General features: G+C 56.9%; 25 protein-coding genes and 1 tRNA gene. 18 read left to right on the top strand and 8 right to left on the bottom strand.

All coding sequences use genetic code 11. The features are described from left to right. Positions 1-1272: a GNAT family N-acetyltransferase gene (locus DTW90_RS11830; RefSeq protein WP_149338511.1), complete on the top strand. Its 1272-nt coding sequence runs from the start codon at positions 1-3 to the stop codon at positions 1270-1272. Here the strand turns inward: DTW90_RS11830 and DTW90_RS11835 are convergent. Then, complete coding sequence (locus DTW90_RS11835; protein WP_149338513.1) at positions 1250-2941, bottom strand: AMP-binding protein; 1692 nt, start codon at positions 2939-2941, stop codon at positions 1250-1252. The genes DTW90_RS11830 and DTW90_RS11835 overlap by 23 nt on opposite strands. 260 nt (positions 2942-3201) lie before the next feature. Between DTW90_RS11835 and DTW90_RS11840 the strand changes: the two genes are divergently transcribed. Both DTW90_RS11840 and DTW90_RS11845 read left to right on the top strand, forming a co-directional pair. Next, entirely contained in the window at positions 3202-4182 is a 981-nt protein-coding gene (locus DTW90_RS11840) for an aldo/keto reductase (RefSeq protein WP_149338514.1), read from the top strand. 192 nt (positions 4183-4374) lie between these two features. Further along, complete coding sequence (locus DTW90_RS11845) at positions 4375-5169, top strand: class I SAM-dependent methyltransferase (RefSeq protein ID WP_132521728.1); 795 nt, start codon at positions 4375-4377, stop codon at positions 5167-5169. Positions 5170-5192: 23 nt separating this feature from the next. On the opposite strand, the gene DTW90_RS11850 is transcribed toward DTW90_RS11845, so the two are convergent. After that, positions 5193-5789, bottom strand: a complete 597-nt coding sequence (locus DTW90_RS11850; protein WP_149338516.1) for a TetR/AcrR family transcriptional regulator — start codon at positions 5787-5789, stop codon at positions 5193-5195. Between the two features lie 243 nt (positions 5790-6032). Between DTW90_RS11850 and DTW90_RS11855 the strand changes: the two genes are divergently transcribed. From DTW90_RS11855 to DTW90_RS11885, 7 genes are all read left to right on the top strand, one after another. Further along, positions 6033-7331 (top strand): MFS transporter, encoded by a 1299-nt coding sequence (locus tag DTW90_RS11855; RefSeq protein WP_149338518.1) that lies wholly within the window; start codon positions 6033-6035, stop codon positions 7329-7331. Between the two features lie 145 nt (positions 7332-7476). After that, positions 7477-7561: transfer RNA gene (locus tag DTW90_RS11860), tRNA-Leu, on the top strand. Positions 7562-7714: 153 nt separating this feature from the next. Then, positions 7715-8878, top strand: coding sequence for a hypothetical protein (locus DTW90_RS11865; protein ID WP_149338520.1), 1164 nt, complete (start codon positions 7715-7717; stop codon positions 8876-8878). A gap of 171 nt (positions 8879-9049) precedes the next feature. Continuing rightward, positions 9050-9424, top strand: coding sequence for a hypothetical protein (locus DTW90_RS11870; protein ID WP_149338522.1), 375 nt, complete (start codon positions 9050-9052; stop codon positions 9422-9424). A 15-nt stretch (positions 9425-9439) separates the two neighbouring features. After that, positions 9440-9919: a helix-turn-helix transcriptional regulator gene (locus tag DTW90_RS11875; protein ID WP_149338524.1), complete on the top strand. Its 480-nt coding sequence runs from the start codon at positions 9440-9442 to the stop codon at positions 9917-9919. Next, a complete protein-coding gene (locus DTW90_RS11880; RefSeq protein ID WP_149338526.1) occupies positions 9916-10404 on the top strand; it encodes a hypothetical protein in 489 nt (162 codons plus the stop codon). The genes DTW90_RS11875 and DTW90_RS11880 overlap by 4 nt, the downstream gene beginning before the upstream one ends. A 151-nt stretch (positions 10405-10555) precedes the next feature. Further along, on the top strand, positions 10556-11188 hold the full coding sequence (locus tag DTW90_RS11885; RefSeq protein ID WP_188079931.1) for a hypothetical protein: 633 nt from the start codon (positions 10556-10558) through the stop codon (positions 11186-11188). Positions 11189-11460: 272 nt separating this feature from the next. On the opposite strand, the gene DTW90_RS11890 is transcribed toward DTW90_RS11885, so the two are convergent. Continuing rightward, complete coding sequence (locus tag DTW90_RS11890) at positions 11461-11721, bottom strand: hypothetical protein (protein ID WP_149338530.1); 261 nt, start codon at positions 11719-11721, stop codon at positions 11461-11463. A 47-nt stretch (positions 11722-11768) separates the two neighbouring features. Between DTW90_RS11890 and DTW90_RS11895 the strand changes: the two genes are divergently transcribed. Further along, positions 11769-12044: a hypothetical protein gene (locus DTW90_RS11895; protein ID WP_149338532.1), complete on the top strand. Its 276-nt coding sequence runs from the start codon at positions 11769-11771 to the stop codon at positions 12042-12044. A gap of 68 nt (positions 12045-12112) precedes the next feature. Then, a complete protein-coding gene (locus DTW90_RS37095) occupies positions 12113-12274 on the top strand; it encodes a hypothetical protein (RefSeq protein WP_188079932.1) in 162 nt (53 codons plus the stop codon). On the opposite strand, the gene ligD is transcribed toward DTW90_RS37095, so the two are convergent. Then, positions 12261-13313 (bottom strand): non-homologous end-joining DNA ligase, encoded by a 1053-nt coding sequence (ligD, locus tag DTW90_RS11900; RefSeq protein ID WP_149338534.1) that lies wholly within the window; start codon positions 13311-13313, stop codon positions 12261-12263. The genes DTW90_RS37095 and ligD overlap by 14 nt on opposite strands. A 1273-nt stretch (positions 13314-14586) precedes the next feature. Here ligD and DTW90_RS11905 point away from each other — a divergent pair. Beyond that, a complete protein-coding gene (locus tag DTW90_RS11905; RefSeq protein ID WP_149338536.1) occupies positions 14587-14781 on the top strand; it encodes a hypothetical protein in 195 nt (64 codons plus the stop codon). A 107-nt stretch (positions 14782-14888) separates the two neighbouring features. Here DTW90_RS11905 and DTW90_RS11910 read toward each other — a convergent pair whose 3' ends face one another. From DTW90_RS11910 to DTW90_RS11920, 3 genes are all read right to left on the bottom strand, one after another. Continuing rightward, a complete protein-coding gene (locus DTW90_RS11910; protein WP_149338538.1) occupies positions 14889-15569 on the bottom strand; it encodes a hypothetical protein in 681 nt (226 codons plus the stop codon). A gap of 776 nt (positions 15570-16345) precedes the next feature. Further along, positions 16346-16828 carry a hypothetical protein gene (locus tag DTW90_RS11915; protein ID WP_149338540.1) on the bottom strand — a complete coding sequence of 161 codons (483 nt, stop codon included), beginning with the start codon at positions 16826-16828 and terminating at the stop codon, positions 16346-16348. A gap of 91 nt (positions 16829-16919) precedes the next feature. After that, positions 16920-17450: a hypothetical protein gene (locus tag DTW90_RS11920; protein WP_149338542.1), complete on the bottom strand. Its 531-nt coding sequence runs from the start codon at positions 17448-17450 to the stop codon at positions 16920-16922. Between the two features lie 518 nt (positions 17451-17968). Here DTW90_RS11920 and DTW90_RS11930 point away from each other — a divergent pair. From DTW90_RS11930 to DTW90_RS11945, 5 genes are all read left to right on the top strand, one after another. Continuing rightward, positions 17969-18295, top strand: coding sequence for a transcriptional regulator (locus DTW90_RS11930; protein WP_246664937.1), 327 nt, complete (start codon positions 17969-17971; stop codon positions 18293-18295). Continuing rightward, positions 18296-18673 carry a hypothetical protein gene (locus DTW90_RS11935; protein ID WP_149338545.1) on the top strand — a complete coding sequence of 126 codons (378 nt, stop codon included), beginning with the start codon at positions 18296-18298 and terminating at the stop codon, positions 18671-18673. Between the two features lie 417 nt (positions 18674-19090). Beyond that, a complete protein-coding gene (locus DTW90_RS37100) occupies positions 19091-19255 on the top strand; it encodes a hypothetical protein (protein ID WP_188079933.1) in 165 nt (54 codons plus the stop codon). 202 nt (positions 19256-19457) lie between these two features. Then, on the top strand, positions 19458-19943 hold the full coding sequence (locus tag DTW90_RS11940) for a hypothetical protein (protein ID WP_149338547.1): 486 nt from the start codon (positions 19458-19460) through the stop codon (positions 19941-19943). 153 nt (positions 19944-20096) lie between these two features. Further along, a complete protein-coding gene (locus tag DTW90_RS11945) occupies positions 20097-20810 on the top strand; it encodes a hypothetical protein (RefSeq protein WP_149338549.1) in 714 nt (237 codons plus the stop codon). 451 nt (positions 20811-21261) lie between these two features. On the opposite strand, the gene DTW90_RS11955 is transcribed toward DTW90_RS11945, so the two are convergent. Next, complete coding sequence (locus DTW90_RS11955; RefSeq protein ID WP_149338553.1) at positions 21262-21711, bottom strand: hypothetical protein; 450 nt, start codon at positions 21709-21711, stop codon at positions 21262-21264. Between the last annotated feature and the right edge of the window lie 12 nt (positions 21712-21723).

Here is a 21723-nt window from a genome sequence, read left to right on the forward strand (position 1 = left end):
ATGGCGCGTCCCCCGCTGACCCAAAGCACCGACAGCAAGGCCAATGCCATGATGCACGGGCTGGCCTCCCTGCATTTCGAGGCGCCGCAGGCCGAGGTTCGCGTCGAGATCGGCCGGCCGGGCCGCGAGCTTTCGCTCTATCCGGCCAAGCTCGGCTATGAACTCCAGGACGAACTCGATTTTCTCTCGAACCGGGCGATGGAGCCGAACGTATTCTTCTCCGGCCGGTTTCTCGCGCCTGCCATGCCGCGTCTGGAAGACCGTCAGGTTCGTCTTGCGCTGATGCGCGACGACAACGGCCAACGCAGCCGCATGCGCCTGCTGATGCCGTTCACGGTCGACAAGCCGGGTCTGGCGGTAGGTCCATCGATCATTCGCGTATGGGCAAATTCCTTCGCCCCGCTCGGAACCCCCTTGGTCGACGGCGAGGAAGCAGCCGAAACGATGGACAACCTGTTCGAGGCGCTGGCAAGGCCCGAGGCGCGTCTGCCGGCCACGCTGGTCCTGCCGGATCTGCGCCTCAACGGCATTTTCGCGCAGATGGCAAAGGCCGTGGCACTCAGCCGCAACCTGCCGGTCACGATCTCCAATCCGTATCATCGACCGATGCTGCAAAGCTATGATGACGCCGACACCTACCTGCGCCGGACGATCTCTTCATCGCATTTGCGCGAAATGCGCCGGCAATGGCGATTGCTGGAGCAGCACGGCACCGTCACCTACAATCTTGCCCGCCAGCCGGGCGAAGTGCATCTGCGCATGGAAGAATTCCTGGCGCTGGAGGCGAGCGGCTGGAAGGGCAAGAAGCGCAGCGCGCTGGTCCTCGACCGTTATCACGCCGCCTTTGCGAGAGAAGCGGTCTCCAATCTCGCCGCTGTCGACGCGGTGCGCATTCATACGATCGACCTCAACGGCGCAGCGATCGCATCGATGATCGTTCTGATGATGGGCGGCGAAGCCTATACCTGGAAGACCGCCTATAACGAGGAATACGCCCGCTTTTCCCCCGGCAAGCTGCTGATGGGCGAACTGACCGAATGGCATCTCGACGACGCCAACATCGTGCGCTCGGATTCCTGTGCCATCCCCGATCACCCGATCATGAGCCGCTTTTGGCAGGAACGGGAAGAGATGGGCACTTTGATCATCGGTCTGTCGCAGAACGGAGACCGTGACGTCCGGCAGGTGGCAGCCCAGCTTCACATGTACCGAAGCACACGCAATATCGCCAAGCGCCTGCGCGAAAAGATCATGTCGCTGGCTGGCCGCTAAAGCCCGCTTCAAGCTCGCCTGCTTCAAGCTCCCCCGCCTCAACCTCCATCGAAGCCCGTTCGCGCAATTGCCGGCGGATCACCTTGCCCGAGGTGGTCAATGGCAGCGCATCGACGAATTCCACCTCGCGCGGATATTCGTGCATCGAAAGCCGCGTCTTCACCCAATCACGAATATCCTCGGCGAGCGCCAGGCTCGGTTCATGACCCGGGATAAGCACGACATAGGCCTTGACGATCTCCGTGCGCACCGGATCGGGCTTGCCGACAGCAGCCGCCATCTGAACGGCGGGGTGGCCGCCGAGACAGTCCTCGATCTCGCTTGGGCCGATGCGATAACCGGATGAGGTGATGACATCGTCATCGCGACCGACAAAGGAGATGAAGCCCTCGGCATCCTGCTTTCCAAGATCACCCGTCAGCAGCCAATCGCCGGCGAATTTGGCCTCGGTCGCCTTCTTATCCTGCCAATAGCCGAGAAACATGACGGGGTCCGGCCGCTGAATGGCGATCTGGCCCGTCTCGCCTGCCGGCAGCACCCTGCCCTTATCATCGACGATGGCGACCTTGTGCCCGGGCACCGGCTTGCCGATGGCGCCGGGCTTGCTGACGCCGAAGGCGGCGCTCGACGAGAGCACGAAATTGCACTCCGTCTGCCCGTAGAAATCGTTGACGGAAACGCCGAGCGTTGCGTGCGCCCACTCATAGGTCTCGCGGCCCAGCGCTTCCCCGGCAGAGCCGATCGTCCGCAGCTTCAGATCATAGATGCTGCGAGGGTTCTCGACCGATTTCAACAATCGCAATGCCGTGGGTGGAATGAAGGCGTTGCGGATATCCATCTCAGCCATGATGCGGAACGCCATGTGCGGATCGAACTTCTGCGCCGGCGACGACATGACGGGGACGCCGAGCATGAGGCTCGGCAGCAACGCATTGAGAAGACCGCCGGCCCAGGCCCAGTCCGCCGGCGTCCAGAGCCTGTCACCCGGCTGCGGAAAGCCCTCATGGGCAAACTGCATGCCTGGAATGTGACCGGCGAGAACCCGGTGGCCGTGAAGCGCGCCCTTCGGTGGACCCGTCGTGCCCGAGGTGAAGATCATCAACGCCGGATCGTCGGGGCCGGTATCGGCGACAGTCAAACGGGACGGATGGGCGGCTACCAGATCGGCAAAACCCAGGACATCTCCCTTGGCACCATCGATACTGATGACGTGGGCGAGACCGGGCAGGCCGTCGCGAACCGGTGCCAGTCGCTCCAGACCGAAGGAATTCGTGACGATCGCGTGAGCGCCGGACACTGTCAGCCGATATTCCAGCGCTTCCGCCCCGAACAGCAGAGCAAGCGGCAGGGCGATGCCACCCATCTTGTAGATTGCCGCATGCGCCACGACCGTCTCGAAACTTTGGGGCAGAAGCAGCGCGACCCGATCGCCGCGCTTGATGCCGAGCGCAAGCAGCGCATTGGCAAGGGAATCCGATCGATCCTTAAGCTCGCCATAGGTCAGCGACGAGTGCCGCCCGCCCGGATCGAAATGCTGAAGACAAACACGATCGGGCTCACGCGCGGCCCAGGCATCGCAGATGACATCGCCTATGTTGAAGCGCGCCGGGATATCCCAGCGAAAATCGCGATAAAGCGCGTCGTAACTATCTTGCAAAAGCAGTTTCATACCGAAATCCGATAAATGCTGCATTGCAGCTAACACCGATGGCTGCGTCAGGAAAAGTATTTTGTCGGCTATTTCGATCGGAGCGAGCTTATTTGTAAGTCTGCCTTAAAACCTATTGCGGATTATTGAGCTAATTGCCGCAACCGCTCTTCGTTAGCTTGGCGTATGATCATGGGTAAACTCTGCCTCCCCAGGGAGTGAGCCTCCCAGAGGAGACGGAAGGTTTCTGCATCGGACCTACAACAGGATGGAGAGCATCGATGGAATACGTGAAGTTTGGCGCGACCGGCCTTGAGGTCTCTCGCATCTGCCTCGGCTGCATGACCTATGGCGACCCGAATCGCGGCACGCATGAATGGTCGCTCAACGAGGAAATGAGCCGCCCGCTGATCCGGCAGGCGATCGAACTCGGCATCAACTTCTTCGATACCGCAAACACCTATTCCAACGGCTCCTCGGAAGAAATCGTCGGCCGCGCCATCAAGGATTTCGCCCGCCGCGACGACATCGTGCTCGCAACCAAGGTTTTCAACCGCATGCGCCCCGGCCCAAACGGCGCCGGCCTGTCGCGCAAGGCGATCTTCGACGAGATCGACAACAGCCTTCGCCGTCTCGGCACCGACTATGTCGACCTCTACCAGATCCATCGGCTCGACCACACGACGCCGATCGAGGAAACGCTGGAAGCCCTGCATGACATCGTCAAGGCCGGCAAGGCCCGCTATATCGGCGCTTCCTCCATGTATGCTTGGCAATTCGCCAAGGCGATCTATACGTCGCGCCTGAACGGCTGGACCCAGTTCGTCAGCATGCAGAACCACCTGAACCTGCTCTATCGCGAGGAAGAGCGCGAAATGCTGCCCTTCTGCCAGGACCAGAAGATCGCTGTGATCCCCTGGAGCCCGCTTGCCCGCGGCCGCCTGACCCGCGACTGGGACGAAACGACCGCCCGCTCCGAGACGGACGAATTCGGCAAGACGCTCTACACCCAGGCAATGGAAGCAGATCGTAGGATTGTCGAGGCCGTCGGTACGATCGCCAAGGCCCGCGGCGTTCCCCGCGCCCAGATCGCCACCGCCTGGATCCTACAGAAAAGCCCCGTCACCGCCCCGATCATCGGCGCCTCCAAGCCGGGTCACCTGACCGACGCCGTCGCCTCGCTCGCGATTAAGCTGACGCCTGACGAAATCGAGGCGCTGGAGCAGCCCTACATCCCGCACCGTGTCGCGGGCTTCAAATAAGACCCATATCGGGCCGCCCGTTCGACGACCGGCGGCCGCCACTACTTAGGCCGGAGGCATCTGCCACCGGTACCGGAATGTCAGGCTCGGGCCAGCAAAGCCTCGCGCAAAAATCTCTTCACGAGCCAGTCACAGTTCGGTCCTAACAGGCAGTAAGATCGCATTGCCTGACGCCCCTACAAGGACAGATCCATGACCACCATTCCTTTTGAAGCAAGGCGGTTCCAGTCCACTGCCGCCTATTATCTTCGCTACCGCGTCCCCTATCCGGATGCGCTCATCAGCCGCGTTGCCGAACGCAGCGGCCTGAAAGCCGGCGACCATGTGCTGGATCTCGGCTGCGGCCCCGGCCAGCTCGGCATCGCATTTGCCCGGCTTGCCGCCGCCCAAGTAACGGCGATGGACCCGGAGCCGGAAATGCTCGCCGCAGCGGCTGAAGGCGCAAAGGAAGCGGGCGTCGATATCGCTATCCGCCAGGGCTCTTCCTACGATATCGGTCCGGATATCGGAAAGTTGCATCTGACGGTCATGGGCCGTTCGTTCCACTGGATGGATCGCTCGGCCACGCTCGACGCACTCGACAAGTTGATCGAGCCCGGCGGCGCCGTGGTGCTGTTTCACGACAAGGGCGTTCTGGCCAACCCGAATTGGCACGGCATCGTCGAAAAATTGGCGGAGACCTATGCGCCGGAGCGGCGTGCCAACCACTTGTTGCGCAAGAGCAAGGATTGGCTGCCGCACGAAGCGATACTGCTGCGCTCGCGGTTCTGCAATCTGGAGCGGATCGGCATCATCGTCGAACGCCAGCTCGATATCGAAGACATCATCGGCCGCGTCTATTCCATGTCCGGCACCTCGCCGCAGGCGCTGGGCGACAAGGCAGGCGAGTTCGAAAGAATTCTGCGCTCCGAGCTTCAGGCCGTGTCTCCCGACGGCAAGGTCACTGAGATCGTTGAATCCCGAGGACTCCTCGCTTTCCGCGATTAACGGCAGTAATTGCGGAAAGGACGCTATTCGTCCTTTTTGCTTCCGGGACTATCCGGCAGGGACAGTTCCTGCCGGGTGGCCGACAGGAACTCATCGGCGAGAGCTGGATCATCCATGGCGCGCGCCAGGATGACGGCGCCCATCATGCTCGACAGGCTGGCAAGCGCGCGCCTGCGCCGCTCCTGTGGCGTTTCGCCGGGAACGACATCCTCCAAAATACCCGCAAGCGCCATCAGTCCGCCGGTAAAGGCCTCCTGCATGGCGGGACCGTGACGGCTCACCTCCTGTGACAGCGAAGCAAAGACGCAGCCATCGCCAAGGTCCACGACATTGCGGCGCGACAGATAGTGGTCCAGCAATGCATCGAGCGGCGCATCCGGGGATTTTTCCACCACAGCCTTCCAGCGCTCTTCCGTCCGCATGACTAGGTTCTTGCTGGCCTCGCAGGCAAGCTCGTCCTTGGAATCGAAGTGGCCGTAGAAACCGCCATGGGTCAGCCCGGCTGCCTTCATGATCTCGGCAACGCCTATGCCGTCAAAGCCCTTCTTCCGGAAAAGCTCGCCCGCGACCTCAATGATCTTTTCCCGGTTCTGCGCGAATTTCTCGCGGCTCACTCTCATCGACAGTCTCCAAAATTGCTGCTTGACAATTTATATGACAGCCATCATCAATAAGCAACAAATATGATGGCTATCATCTAAATCTTCTGCACAATCGTTCAAGGCAGAAGAGTGATTATGCCGTATCCGTCTGCGCCCGGCTCACCGAGCGGAGCAGTGGAATTTGTCGACTACAAAAACTGATCTTACGGGCCGTCTTCTTGGACAGCACACCAGAACTCAACGCGTGATTGGAAGGACGACATGGTCTCCACAGCACTTGCCTCCACTCTCGCCCGGCGCAACATCCATTATGGATGGGTCGTCGTGGCGGCTACCTTCCTCACCATGCTGGTCACCGCCGGCGCAATGGGCGCGCCGGGCGTTCTCATCAAGCCGTTGCAGGATGAGTTCGGCTGGGAGACATCGCAAATCTCCTCCGCGCTCGCCATCCGCCTGATCCTTTTCGGCCTGATGGGTCCCTTCGCCGCCGCCTTCATGAACCGCTTCGGTGTCCGCCGCGTCATCGTCTTCGCACTTGCGACCATCGGCGTCGGCTTCGTCGGCTCGCTGTTCATGACACACCTTTGGCAGCTTCTGTTGTTCTGGGGTGTCATCGTCGGCTTCGGAACGGGCCTAACCGCCATGGTGCTGGGGGCCACGGTTTCGACGCGCTGGTTCACCAAGCATCGCGGCCTCGTTGTCGGCATGCTCTCCGCAAGCTCGGCAACCGGCCAGCTCGTCTTCCTGCCGCTGATGGCGGAGCTGACCGAGCGCTACGGCTGGCGCGCCACCGTCCTTTTCGTCTGCGGAATGATCGCCGTGGCGGCGTTGATCGTGCTGGCGCTGATGCGCGATCGGCCTGCCGATCTCAACCTGCCGCTGGTCGGCGAAATCCACGTGACGCCCGCCCCGCCGCAGGCGACCGGACTGGCGACGCTGCTCGCCTCGCCGCTCGCAGTGCTGAAGGAAATATCCGGCACATCGACCTTCTGGATCCTGTTTGCCACCTTCTTCATCTGCGGCCTTTCCACCAACGGCCTCATCCAGACGCATTTCGTCACGCTCTGCGGCGATTTCGGCATCCTGCCGGTCGCAGCCGCCAGCATGCTCGCCGTCATGGGCATCTTCGATTTCTTCGGCACGATCGGCTCCGGCTGGCTCTCCGACCGGTTCGACAATCGCTGGCTGCTCTTCTGGTATTACGGTCTGCGCGGCCTGTCGCTGCTCTACCTGCCCTTCAGCCACTTCACCTTCTACGGCCTGTCGATCTTCGCCGTCTTCTACGGCCTCGACTGGATCGCGACCGTGCCGCCGACCGTGAAGATCGCCGCCGATCGCTTCGGTCGCGAAAAGGCAGGGCTCGTCTTCGGTTGGGTCTTCGCCGGCCACCAGCTGGGCGCCGCCACCGCAGCCTTCGGCGCCGGCCTGTCGCGCACCGAGCTCGAAAGTTACCTGCCCGGTATCTTCGTCGCCGGCGCCTTCTGCCTGCTCGCCGCGATCCTTGCGATCACCCTTCGCAAGCCAGGTATCACGATCAGGGGCGCTGCCGTCGCCCACTGAGATCGGTAAACCCGAACGTACATGGCGGCATCAGCCGCCATGTACGAAAAGCCAACTATCCGAAAACGCTCGCCATTAGTTCGCCCACCCGTCTTGCGCGCCCCGGCGATCACATGCTAGACACCGCGCTCGTCAGTATCCCGTTGCCCCATTGGCGGAATTGGTAGACGCGCTCGACTCAAAATCGAGTTTCGAAAGAAGTGCTGGTTCGACTCCGGCATGGGGCACCATTAAATCTCATTAAGTCCATGATAAAGCTTTATATTTAGTTAATCCTAAAATATTGGATCCACCCTTCCGCCCACCTTTTGTGGTTTCGTGGCCCACCTAGCTGACTGCGTTGTTGAGCCAGTGAATCAGTTTAATTGTGAGGATGATCACCGATGGGGCAATGGTGGGATACGATATTGGTGTTACCGGAAGATATGATAGCTTTTGCCTGGTCGGCGCCAATGAGAGACCTGGCGCCTCAGGTCGGCCTTTCAGATGTTGGGCTGCGAAAGAAGTTGAACGGTTCCGGAGTGCCGCTACCACCGCAAGGTTACTGGAACAAAGTTCATGCCGGAAAGCCTTTGCCTCCCACCCCTCTACCGGAGCCGAGGCGGCCGGGACAAGTTGGGCGCCTCAAGGTCGACAAGCAATTTCGAAAGGTTATTCCCCTCGCGGGTCATTTACCCTCGACGGGGCCTTTTGCTTCAAGCGAAACGCCGGAAAGCCTTGAGGAACTTTATTCCCAAGAGCTGAAGGCGATTGGCCACGTAGCCGTTCCCAAGACCCTCGACCGCCCTCACCCCGCTTTGCTTGATCTGTTGCGGAAGGAAGAAAAGCGTCGAGCCAAATTCTCAGAACGTGGATGGAGCACCGACGCGCCACTCTTTGATAGCCCAGTTGCGAAACGTCAATTGCGAATTCTCAATGCGCTGTGCCGGGCGCTGACTAAACGCCAACATGAGGGCCACGTCTTTGAACAAGACGGATTCATCCGCGGCTCCGCTGTAATTGGCGACACGCGTGTTGGGATCAATTTAGCAGTTATCGGTAAAGATCCGCGCCGACAAAATTGGCAGCCCCTCGCAGTAGGTATGCCGTTGTCCACTCCGCTTACACTCAGCCTCTCGCGTGGCTTCGAAGGAAGTGCTGCAAAGACATGGCAAGACGATAAGGGCGGGAACCTAGAGGACAAGCTTGCAACGATTGCTGCATCCATCATCGTCGAGGGCGAAGCAAGCTTCCGCCGATCGTTGCGAGAGGCTGAAGAGCGCGAAGAAAAAGAACATCTGGAGGCTGAAAGGCGCCGCTTAGAGCATCTCAAGGCTTTAAATCAGCAGCGCTTGAAGGACCTCGCGACCTCGGGTGAGCTGCTACGGCAAGCGGAGGATATCAGAGCGCTAATAAATCGTGTTCGCTCAGCAATGATCAACGGGACGGCGGACGTAGATTCAGCAACTCTTGAGGCGTGGGAAAAATGGGCATCAGAGCAAGCGGACCAGATCGATCCAATTTTATCCGGCCAGTATATCAGCCATTTGCGCGCGCCGAAGTTATGAAAGTGGCCGTGCGTTGCAATTTGAGAGAGAAGCACATAAATGATTCCTCTACCATCGTGAGGGCGAGGAATGGATGTTGTTATCTTATCACATCGAAGTAATCCCAACGCAGCCCTTGATTCACCTGTTGTCAAGAATTAAGTTTTAACTTAATCGTCGGCTAAGCGCAGTATGGATGATTTGATCGACGTATGCGCTGGCAAGCGCTTTAAAGTGAAGATGACGCCGGAAGTCGCGAAGAAGTTCAAACAAGCCGACCCTAAGCAGCGAGCTCGCTGTCTCAAGTGGATGGAGTTCTTCGCTGAAGATGGGCAGGACAACCTTGATAAAGAAAAGTTGCGCCATGAGGGCAAATTTTCCACCGGAGAAAAGTCAGGAACGAAAGTTGCGATACTTGCGTTCAAAGCTTGGCAGCTCCGTGTGTACGGCGGATTGGTGAACGGCGACACTTTTATCGCCACCGAGATTGATACAGCAAAAAAACAGGACGGAGCAGACCAGCATCTGCTCAGCCTCGCAGCTAAGAAGCTGGCGGGCTACTTGTGATTGGGAGATTTGAACATGGGATTCGGACCTATTGATGAGCGTGAAGCTGAAATCTTCGCTGTTGAAGAGTACCGCGCCGATATCCAATATGAAATGCTCCGAGCGATGAAGGCCGCTGGCTTGACCCAGGCCGAGCTCGCGAAGCGCATGAGAATCAGCGCGGCTCAGGTGTCTCAGATTCTTGGAGACGATGCGAATCTTACCGCGGAAAGCGTCGCAAGATTCTTCCGAGCCTGCGGTTATCAGCCTAAGCTGAGCTATGTTCCGGCCGAGGAGAACATCGAAAATACCGATCAGACCTCCGGACCTCAGGCCGCGGAAGCATGGCGAGAAGTAAAGCAGCACATCAGCGCTGAAATTAAGGTTTTGAGCGCGAACAGCACCGCTGGAATGTTGTTCGCAGCCATTCAGAGCAGTGCTAGGGTCAGGCGTCCGGTGGTCGTGGCAAACGACCACTCGGCCCCTCTCGCGAACCTTGTTATGGAAGTTGCATGAGCGACGTCGCGAAAGCGGGCAATGACAGCCCCGCCAAGAAAACTTTCTCTAAGGAAGAGGCGCTAGCCGCTTACAACGACATCGTGCAGCACGCTTCGCTGCTGGATCTTCGATTAGTTGATCTAAAATTCAAGGTTAAGCACGAGTATTTCAACGCTCTTTCGCAGGCCGAAAATGAAGACGGCCGTCTCGAGCATGCGTTTGAGTCTGATCTATCAGAGATGAATTATGACGAGAGCATGAATTTGCTTATCGGCAAATTCTTGTGGTCCACGCGGGTCAACATCAAAAAGAAAAAAGTTCTCTCCATCGATGCGGAATACTACATTACATACTCGGATGTACCTCCCGTTGATCGACAGCATTTAGAAGCCTACATGGGCAAGGTCGGCCGGTTTGCTACCTATCCTTATTTTCGGGGGCTGGTGTCTCATCTCTCGTGGGAGTCGAGTGCCGAACTCCCGATCATGCCTGTTCTGAAATAGCAGCCTTCTGCAGAAATGCGCTCACCTTGATGGCCAGTCGATTCTATTTAAGGGGATGAGATGCAGGTTTTTTGAAAACTCTCATCGCACTGCGCTGCAGGGTCGCCGAGGTGATGACGAGCCCAGGCTATTTGCCAAAGCTGGCTGCTCCATGGAACACGAACCGCGATATGTCCATTCGGCCCTGGGAAAGGCTTTTCTTATGGTAGGCACTGATGAATTTGTCGAGCGCGAAGACGACGTCGTGACTGCTTACCATGAAGCAGGGCACGCTGTTATGGCGTGGGCGCTTGGGGTCAAGGTGGTCGAGATCACAACAGTCCCCAGCGTTGTCTATAACAGCAAAGGCCACGTGCGGTGGGAGTTCTCGGAGGGTCAAGCATCTGCAATCGCGGCCGACGATAGGCGGGCATTAAAATCACTGACTTTGATAGCCACCGGCGGCGTTGCCGCGGATGGCATTCATGCCGGATCGCTGCCGACGAATCCTCATGCCATACTAAAGGGGACCAATTCCGACTTTTCCAATGCGAGGCGCCATATGGAAAAGCTAGGGGAAACCCAGTGGACGGATTTGGATGCCTACGTTGCCATCGCGACCCACTTGATGAAACAGGCAAGTGTTTGGGCGGTCGTTGAGTTCGTCTCGCAGATATTGGAAGAGAGGAAATACCTAACGGCTGACGAACTCGCCGAGGGACGCGCTCGAACTCCCTTATTTCCTTCTGAATCGTGGGATCTCCTCGATGCGGCCATTAAGGATTTTCGCGAAAACCCTGAGTAGCGACGAACGGCTTCATCTAGGTCGAAATTGCAGCATCCACCTAGCACTTCTTAGCAGGCGGTTGCCTCTCGCAAGATCGGATCCAGCATTAGTTCTTGACCGGCGATCGGCGAAAATTCAGGAAATTGTTGAAAAACATGCAATTAGCTGAAGCTTGAGCCGAGATCCGTCAAGATCCAGTCAAGATAGCCGAATCCAGAGAGGTTCACTGCCGGATCAGCAATCTTCAGTCTTTTTAGCTGGCAGCAGCGCCCAAAGGCCGCAAGAACACCTCAAAGGGCATACCCCCAGCCGCCGGCAAAACTAGGGAACTGTTCAGCAATGCCGTCTTGGTCCCCGATGCCCATTTCGGCCGGTTCGTCTTCCCGCTCGTCGTCTCCCTCGCGGTCATCCATGCATTCCGGACTGAAGCCCGCAAGCTCGGACTCCATGTTCTCGTCTCCGTCGAGCTCGTCGAGCAGCGCGATAAGCTGCTCGATCCATCCTTCGATGACGGCTCGGCGGAATTGGGCCATGCATGGGAATGCGTTCATGAGCGGAGTCCTCCGGTCGCTCGAACTGTCGCAGTCCAGTCGATGAAGTGTTCACCGACCATTTCGACCGCGATAGCTGGAAAACCGATTTTCAGGGCTGGGATGGCGATACCCAGGTCGGGCGCATCCGCTACGAGGCGAATGGTCCGAAACAAGGTTACTGGCAGTGGAGCGGCCACGGTCCAGCGGTGCGTGAACGGCTGTTGCCGCACCAAGGCTATGAGAAAACGCCCCGCGCTGCCGCCGCCAAGGCCGAGGAGTACTATGATCGGCTGCTCGCCCACAACGGACTTGAAGATAAAGCGCGGAGCACCATTCTGTAGCGATGGATATATTGCCGCCAATCGTCACTGAAGATCACCCTGACCGTCTTGTCTGGTGCGAGTTCGCCATGCAAGCTGAGTTCCTGCTGCTGGTGCAGCGGGCCAAATCGCTCGGTTGGCGTGACAACGAGATAGCCACCGCCGTGGTCAACCTTGCGGACAACAATATGCTCGCCCTGATCGCTGACGGCCGGGTCAGTGCGGTTCTCGACGAGATCAAGAAGCGGTAGGGTCCACCTGATAGACGGCAGCATTATCCTGTTCGTCCCGTAGCCCCTTATATGAGGCGTGGCGAAGCTTCCCGTCATCCGTCCATGCTCGATACTCGATTTCCGCTATGAGCGTCGGCTGAACCCAGACCACGCCCTTGCGCTTCAGGTCGATCGGCGGGCGAGATGTCTTGAGGCGATCGAGATCGGCGCGGAGCTTCAACGTGGGTCGCTCTTTGAAGCCAGTCCCTACCCCGCCGACATAGACTAGGTTGTCGCCCTTGTATGCCGCCAGCAGCAGTCGGCCGATACCGCCCAACGCCGCGGTCGACGGTTCGTATCCAACGATGAAGAAGCTGTCGCTCTGGATGCATTTGACCTTGACCCAATCGCCCAGACGGCCGGAACAATAAGGGGAATCACGCCGTTTTGCGATGATACCTTCCAGGCCGTGCTCGCAAGCGGCATCAAAGAGTGCCTGCCCATTGCCTTCGAATTCTTCGGACAGTCTGATGCCGCCGGCACTCCCTTCAAGGAGGTCTTCGAGGAAGTGCCGGCGGTCGCTCAGGTCAAGCCGCGAAAGGTCATGACTATCGAAATAAAGCAGATCGAAGGCTAAAAAAATAGCCTCCGACGCATGACGCTTGCCGCTCCGGCCTCCAAGGGCTTGCTGCAGGGCGCCGAAGTCTGATCGGCCCTGCTCATCCAGAACGACCGCCTCGCCGTCCAGAATGGCGGTTGTGCCGATCGAGACCGCCTCTTCGGCGATCGAGGGGAAGCGATCGGTCCAGTCGTGCCCACCGCGAGTGATGATCCGGACGTGTCCCGGCTCGATGTGCACCGCCAACCGATAGCCGTCCCACTTGATCTCATAGAGCCAATCCGGCCCGACCGGCACCTTTGGCTTTAACAGCGCCAAGCAGGGCTCGATCCTGTCTGGCATGGGATCCAACTGCAGCTGCGGTTGATCCGGATCGCGCGGCTTGCGCGCCTGGCTGCGCAGGGGCGCGTCGGTCTCACGAAGGAGCGGTTGGGATGACTTACGCGGAACCTTTGTCATGTCCCAAAGTGCAACAGAGAACGGCGAGAGAGTCGAGTCTGTTACAGCGGCTGCTGAACCACCCTGGAAGATCCAAGGATAGCCGCGCGACTATGGCGTCTTAATTCTGAAAGCCGCACCGTTTTCTGCAGCACTAGTGTTCTTATGAGTGATGCAGACTGTATCAGGCTTCGCGTTTCCAGTTACACGCCTAACAAGCTCAGTGAAGGTTCCCAATGATGAACAGTTTTGATCAAGAGGGCACCGGTATATCTTGCGATTAGCGCCGTGGCCGCGCGTGATGTAGCAAAGAACCTCGACGATCTGCTTATCGCTCGCGACATCGGTGCAAATTTCCGCCGAGGCACCGGGCGCTACGTCTTTTCTGGCGCTGATAATCGGCTCCTTGTCGGACTGACCATAGGGCCCACTGCACGAGAGGTTATCCTGAGCTCCACCAGAGCTTGGAGTGGCTAATACAACAAACGTCAAAAGCACAGCATACTTCAACATTGTCAGATCCTTCCGAAGCTAGTTGTCAAGACTAACGCAACCAGTTATACGAAATGTGTATGTATCGTTTCCACTTCCCCTCGTACATCCGACAACCGCTCTATCGCCTGCGTCTACATTATTGGTGTCATTCCTAAAAAAACTTCCGTTTTGATCCATGCGTGATGTTACTCTATAGCGGTGCGTGGAAGAATTGTTTTTCTGATAGGCCAAATCTCCGAAATTTCCAGTACCGCATGACCTGTAGTCATACTCGATGGCGCACTGCGCATTGGCTGCGGCCAAGGGAAGAAGTGCAAATACAAGGCAAAGTATGAAGGGGCGCATTGGCACTCTCCTACCGACAAGCTTTTGTGGATTTACATGAGATATCTCTAAAATACCTTATCGCACATCCACGCTCGGAATGCGACTTAAATCTCAACGTCAGGCTGCGAATTGCCGCAATTTGCACTCCAACGATATTGCAGTGAATCAAATTGCGCATATGCATTGCGATACACAGGGAAGCGATATCAAGGTTTTGAGTGGGATGGGCGGGTACCGAAATTGCTTGGTGAGGGGCGTCATCGAATGTGCGACCTCCCGATCCGTTGCTCTCTATAAAGAGCAACATACCCTTGAGGACGTTGTGATTGATTTTCTAAGGTGGGGTTTCGAGATTGCCCGGAACGCCCAACGATCAATTTCTCAACGAACTCTCTCTCGCATGGATGACTTGCGATCAATCAGCCATCAACGCTCCGAAGAATACATGACCTCGCTACCTGGATTGGATCGAATGTCAAAGGTGCGCAAAATCGTTGCGTTCACCTTCAGCTGCGTCGGCCTTGTCCTTGCAGGTTGGCTCGGCTTTCACCTGGCAGGCATTATCGCCATGATCCTCTTCGCCCCGCTTGGAGCGCTCGGCGGTCTGGTTCTGGGATGCATGCGGCTAGTGGATATTCTTGAATTGGTCGGCAGTCTTATTCGATGACGTTCCCATTTAGCCGGAACAACCCCCATTTTTGGTTAGGGCGACGCCACACTGCGTCTCGACCACCGGCCTCCAATCGATGAATTTGTTCTTCCCCATTGTCGAGGTTATCGAAGGACAGGACTATCCCCATAGCGCGCCGTTTCCCATTCGATGTCAGTGAGCACTTCAGCGGAAACCGTGATCTGGTCCGCGAACTTATGGGCGTTTTCAACGAACAGCCGACGAGCGGCCTCCAGTGCTGCAGCTTTGCCTTCGCAACGCTCGTGGAATCTTTCGAGGATCTCACCCTCGCTTTCTTCACGCCAGTAAGTGACCTCGACATTGGCATACCATATGCCTTTGCCGGAGCGCTTCCGGCGAATAAGCTCTATCTGATCATCCGCCATGCTTGCCAACGCATTATACAAATGGCGAGATTCTCGAAAATCATCAGCCCGTTGCCGCAGTTCGAACGCCAACCCCTTGAGGGCCGGCTCCGTCAATTCGTCCATCCTGAACGAAATCTTAAAAAACCCCTCCGTCATCTCACGGAGAGCATACTGCGCTTCGGACGTTAGCGGCGGCCTACGCCTGGAAATACCTTTCGCATCCTTGAGCCGATCGGCTTTCGATTTTGGCCAGATATCACTTACGATCCGATCAAGATCGGCGTTGGAAGGATTCCAGCGGAATTTCTCCGCCAGCTTCTTTTTGTTGAGCTGGGGCCGGATCGAAACGACGGTATCCGACGAACTCGGCGATATCGCCTGCTCCGCGAATTCCATCGCAAGGGAAGCGCCTTCCAAAAGGCCTTTCCGAATGCCCCCATCGGTATCGAATGTCCAAATCGATCCTGACGTCCTCGTTATCTCCGCGGGGCGCCCATCTTCGTTGCGAACAGCCGCCGAAATCACTCGCTGCTGTGTGCCCGCATATTGCGGCATGGCGTCATGTCCATGGACGAGCCCCTCGACTAGCCGCTGAGACATGCGGAGCGGCTCCGCTCCGTCCGGAAAGAGATAGTGTCGTAGTGAAATTGACATTGGCGGGACCGAGCTTGATGATGCAGGTCATCAAAGCCAACTCTCGCTGAAAATTCAATCCTCCTTCGGGATGTTGTGGCGATCGAGCACTCTGCGGGCGATGGCGGCATCATGTAGGTGTCGGAGGACCAACTGGACCGCCATCGAAAATTCCGCAACTTCCTTTGCAATTCGGGACTCGTTGACACCCTGACTCCTCATCAAAGCGGCGGCATCCGCCACTTCGCGGCGGAAATATTTGGCTCCCTCCTGACTACCGAGCCGCATCAGGGACTTGGCGCACCTACGAATGTCCGGGCCGCGGAGCCTCATGGGGAAAGGGATAATCACTGCGCGAACTCCAGATCACTGGTAAATGCGCGTTTGCCCAACAGCTGCGCGAAAAAGGTTTTGGCTCTCTCAAGGAAGAGTAGGAACCAGCTGGAACCCATCGGATGGGCCATCCTGGCGGTAGCCGAGAAAGGCGAACGTTGTGCCAAAACCATGTGGTTTGACATTGGAATTTCCTTCGACATTAAGAGATGGTTCAGGCAGCCTGTTTAGGCGGCCAGTAGATCGTTGATAATACTGACCACCAACTGCAGGTCAGTGGTTTCTTCACCGAAGTCTATCTCGTCGCCATTGTGGCACCAGGAGATAGCTAGCGCCTTTGCTTTGAAGCCCCGCAATGTATGCGCTTCGATTTTCAGCATGCGGTTCACAATGGCTTCGGAGACGGCATAGGCCGCCGCAAAATCCTCATCTTCAGCACGTTTCTCGTACGCCCAGGCGCTCTTCAATTCCTCTTCCAGGTGCAAGAGTTGGGTATCCGTCATCATTTCGTTGGCCGCTTCCCATGCCGCGATGACATCTTCCCGAGGTTCGTCGGTATACTCGGGATATGCCCGATCGAATTTAAACAACAGATCTTCGAGAGAGGTCTGGCTGTAAGGCACCCATGAACCGCGCCCGGTAGGGACCAAAGGATCATAATGGCCGATCAAGAGAGCCTTGTTGGAGTTGTCTTTGGTTTTCGCCGTCATGCCGCGATCCCTCCATTGAGCGAGGTCAGAATAGGCTGCGCTATGCGGCTAGCGTTGTCCCAAGCCCTGTCGATAGCTTCGTATGCCGCTCTTACGTCCAATTCGGCATGGCGCAATTCAGCGTGCGGTACTCCTCGGGAATGTCGCGCCAGGTCCGATAAGGATGTGGCATTTCGACCTGAGCCACTACGTCAGGCTTCTGTTTCTCCTCTGGCGCGTCGGGCGTGGGCTTGGGTTCGTAAACCAGCGGCTCATTTCCGAGCAAAGAGTTCAGAAACTGCCGAAGATCCCATTTTGCGTTGAGGAGACCTTCGAAGGCGCCTTTTGCTTTTTGGTTTTCCTGAAGAAAAAGGTACCGGACCTTTGTCGCGACATCAGCAGATGACCGGCAGGGGAACGAGTAAAGATCATTTTCGGCAGCATCGAACGCTCTGTAGAGCGGACCGTTACAGTTCTCTTCATCATCATCGGTCGAAGCCAACCAAGCATCGTACGCATGCTCATAGGCTTGGATGGCCGATAGCATCCCAAGGCTCGGAGCTGGTGGTATACTTACCTCTTCGGGCGTAGCGCCGCCCGAACTGCTAACGGAAAATGCACCAAGTGCGACGGCAGCTTTCAAAACGTTTCTCCTTTGCATGTTCAGCTCCTGGACAGATTGGCAATTTCGGAAAGGATGGTGGCTCGATCGGCAATGACGTGCATCTTCCACGGCCTGGCATCGATCCGCATGAGTTCAAGCGAAAGTTCCTGAACTCGTTCCGCGGCGCGCTGCTCCAACGTCTTGAGGCTTTCGGCAATCCGATGCTTTGCCCACGCCCAAGCGGTGCGAAGGCAGCGAGCGAAAAGCTTCCTGCGGTCTTTCGCGAACTTGGGACGGCAGCCCGTCGTTTCTCGCCGATAGATGGACCAAGCCTCACCCATGATGCTGCGAGGACTAAATTTTGGCATACCTTCGGCGGCGCCCTGAACTCGACTGTTCGGCATCGGTTGCTCCAGAAGCTATAATGTTCTCAATTTCCTGAGGGTGTAGCTTTTGTAGAATTGCTTCCTCAGGGCTTTCAATTTATACCTAGAGAATAATTCCGCGTTGCACCGTCGTCAATCCCTTGCGGACATTTTTTTATACCTGAGGGTTAAATGCTTACTGCCGAGCAAATCCGAGCTGGCCGCGCCCTGCTCAGAATGGAACAGAAAGAGTTGGCTGAGAGGGCAGGCGTATCGTTGCCTTCGATCAAAAGGCTTGAGCAGATGGACGGGCCACTTACTGCCACGCGCGTGAGCACCGTCGAAGCGATTAGAGTTGCTATGGAGAAGGCAGGGGTCCAATTTATTCCGGAAAACGGCGGGGGACCCGGGGTACGCCTTGCGAAACCCTCTTCTCGTCAATTCGATACCAATGAGCAGCAGGTCGTTCAGTACCCCGAATTCAAGGACGGTGACGGCGGCCCCGGAAGTGGCGGTTAGTTGGCGATGATTCCTTTTCTGGACATCGATCCGGCATATCCGACGGTTCTTCCTCCTGGCCTCGCTCTTGTTATCGTATTTGCGTCAAACTTAGTAATTCCGTGCATCGCGCTGTTTATCAGCCGCCGTATGAAGTCGCTTACGTGGCTTCCCCATTTTATCGCATTCCTGTGGGTGCTTTGCTCGGTTGTTATTTTTTCCGTGGTGGGCATGCCCACAATGCATGACGAGGAGACCGGAGGTCCGGCAGACGGCTTGATAGGGGTACCTATCCTCTTGGAAGCCTTTTTCGCTGTCCTCGTTTATCTCTGCGCGTGGATCATCCGGACCGTAAAATGGTGCATGTTTATCGCAGGTCGCGTCCACAGGCAGGCGTGAAGCACCGATTCAAAACTCGATTTTCATGATTCATGATTCGACAAACCCGATTCTTGAGTATGAAGTAATGGGGGGAATGCGTCGCACCCTCAGACGAACGCAAATGATCGGTGCGATTTTCTCTCTCTCGTTTCTTCTTCCGTCAGTAGCGACCGCGAGCCCGATCATTGGACGCGCGACCGTCATTGATGGGGACACTTTGGAAATCGGTCAAACACGTATCCGACTAAGTGGGGTTGACGCTCCCGAGCACGATCAAATCTGTACTTATCAGAACGACAAGCTATATCTCTGCGGCCAGGAAGCGGCGACGGCGCTCGATGCGTGGCTCTCGATAACCAACGGCCGGAATGAACTTTACTTCGCGGATCGGCAGTTCCTATTTTGCGAGAATCGAAGAGTGGAGGATGAAAAAAGATGTCTCAGCAGAAAACATTTAGTGAGGGCTTTATTGATGGCTATCGCTCTGTAAAAGGTGCCGGAGCAGCATTGCCGGGCATTCCTGCTCACGCGATTCCAGCGGGAAAGACAGAATACCAGCACGGATACGACGAGGGAAAACGCAAAGCCGCGGATTCTTGAGCCCCGCTGAGGCACCTGGAGGTGTCGTCTTCCTTTAAGCTTTCCGCCGAAGATACTTCAAGCCTCTCGGGCGCTGAGAACAGTTGCAATAAAATCGCGCCTGATGATTTTTGAAGTTTAGGGCCGCCGCCGAGTGATCGGCTTCGGTTGACTTATGCGCCTGGTCAATCAACCTTATGGCGAAGGGTCAGGGGAAATATTCATGAGTCATAGGGCGATTTTTGCGGTAGGCGTCTGCTTGCTTACGGTCGGCTGCGCTCGGTCCAGTGCGATCCGAACGGCCCAAAACGAGGCGATTATCAGCACGACCGCGGCGCCTGTCTGTGGCGATGAGGGCGCGCTGAAGGTCGCCGAAAAGCAGGCCGCGATCGAAACCATCAAGGCGGGATACGATCGGTACATCATCATAGGCCAGCAGGGGCAGGACACCACTCATCTCGTCCAGATGCCGGGGTCATATTCCACCACCGGCACCGCGTCATTCTCCGGAAACACCGGGTTCTATCAAGCCAATACCGTCTACCAGCCAGGCCCGATGTTTGTTGCGGGACATCATCACCAGAACCTAGCCGTTCACATGTTCAAGGAAGGCGAGCTAGGAAGCCAAAACGCCCTGTCAGCCAAGCAGACGCTGGGGCCGAAGTGGGCGGATATCGTGAAGGACGGCGTGATTACCTGCGCGAGCTGACATGTTTAGGATTGTCGCTGCGCACAGTCTGCCGAAATGCTTGTTCATGATGGCCGCGATGATACGGGCCATCATGGAGCCCGGTGCTGTGTCGGCAACCAACTACCCTTGCAGTCACCCCCTGGCCAATCAAAGTCTTTGAAGGAGCACTGTATGACCGAGAGCAAGTTGCCAGATTTTCCGGAAGAAGATGCCAGAGGCATTGGCTATCATGTTGCCCAAACAGCTCTCGGTAGCGCTGATATTGTTTTGCCAGGAGCAGGTTACGCTCTTCAGCAGATAGTTGGTCACCTCGTCGGCGAGCCACTGGCAAAGCGACGAGAGGAGTGGTTCAGACTTGTGGGACAGGCTATTCTCGACCTCCAAGGAACGGTCGAAGAATTTGATCCGTCCTCTCTTTCAGAGAACGAAGAATTCGTCAGTTGCGTCTACGAAGCCACTCATCTCGCAATGAAGACCCACCGCGAATTCAAACGGCAAGCCTTGAAGAATGCTATAGTCAATACGGCGCTTGGTTTCTCGCTCGACGAGACGCTTCGCGGCCGATTCATTTCATGCATCGATCGCTATTCTGACGCGCACATTAGAGTGCTCTCGGTTCTGAGCAACCCGAGAGGTTACGAGAGGTGCCTGACCTCGGCCAGATCTATGTTTGCAGGTTCACAATCCACCGTTATCCGAGCAGAAATCACCAATCAAGAAATGTCGGAAGAAGTCTTTGCCAACGTCCTGCAGGATCTCAGTCAGGACAGGTTCATTGACGGCTCATTGAGCGGTATGATGACCGGCGGAGAGTCAATGCTGACCAAGCGCACGACAGAAACCGGGGACAGATTCCTCAAATTTGTCAGCAATCCCATCGACTAGTTTCGCAATGCTTTGGTTTTTCCGCTTTAGACGCCCACCTCCTCCGGAGCCAGCTTCGCGAGCTTCTAGCCGCTCCAGGAGATCACCCGCGACGTCGGCAAATCTCTTAGGTTGTCGGGCGAATTGGCGTCACTGTTCGCTTGGTAATCCTCGGGTTCGGCCGTTGAGTTGTCTCAGCAGTTCCGCCACGCCGTCGTCCACTGAGACTGCGGCGGACAACTGTAGGGGCATGACGCGGCCCAATAGAGAGGCAAATGCCCGGGGCTCTTTCTCTGCCAGGAAGCGACAATATCCCATGAGCCCGTCCTTGCCGTTCATGTCTTGCCCGGCGCTGTCCGCGGCTAAAAGAATTGCATCCTTGAGGACAGCCGTCGTCTTGTTTGGCGTACCTTTGACGCGACCCATACCGGCTCTCGGTGGCTTGCGCGCGGTAGATTTCACTACTCTAGTGTCAGTCATTTGTCCCTCGCTTACGGTCACCCAACCTGGCCTCAAGGTCGTCCAATCGCTTGACGATGTCCTCAGTTTCAATCGCCTTCCTCTGGGCTTCGAGGATCGAGACTAGGCTCTGGCCCTCGCTTGGTGACACCTTGCCGCCGGCGACGGCATCGACCACAACCCCGATGGCGGCCGCGACTTCGCTGGCATTACCGACAGCGGGCATTTCGATATTGATCGATCGCGGAATCGGCGCGGGACGTGGATGCAGATAGGCTGCGGCCTTCTCGGCTGCCCAATCGCGGCGCTTCTGCTCGGCGGTTTCGTCCATCATCACCTCCAGCAGGTATGCAAGCGGCGACTTCCCGGAACCGAGGATCTCAGCCGCCATCTCAACCGTTCGCTGGTTCAGCGACCCCGGTTTTCGTCCTGCCCCTGCTCTCGCGCCTCCGATTTTCGCCATTCAATATTTCCT

Origin of the sequence: Neorhizobium sp. P12A, from assembly GCF_008365395.1 — a bacterium.
Classification (GTDB): domain Bacteria; phylum Pseudomonadota; class Alphaproteobacteria; order Rhizobiales; family Rhizobiaceae; genus Rhizobium.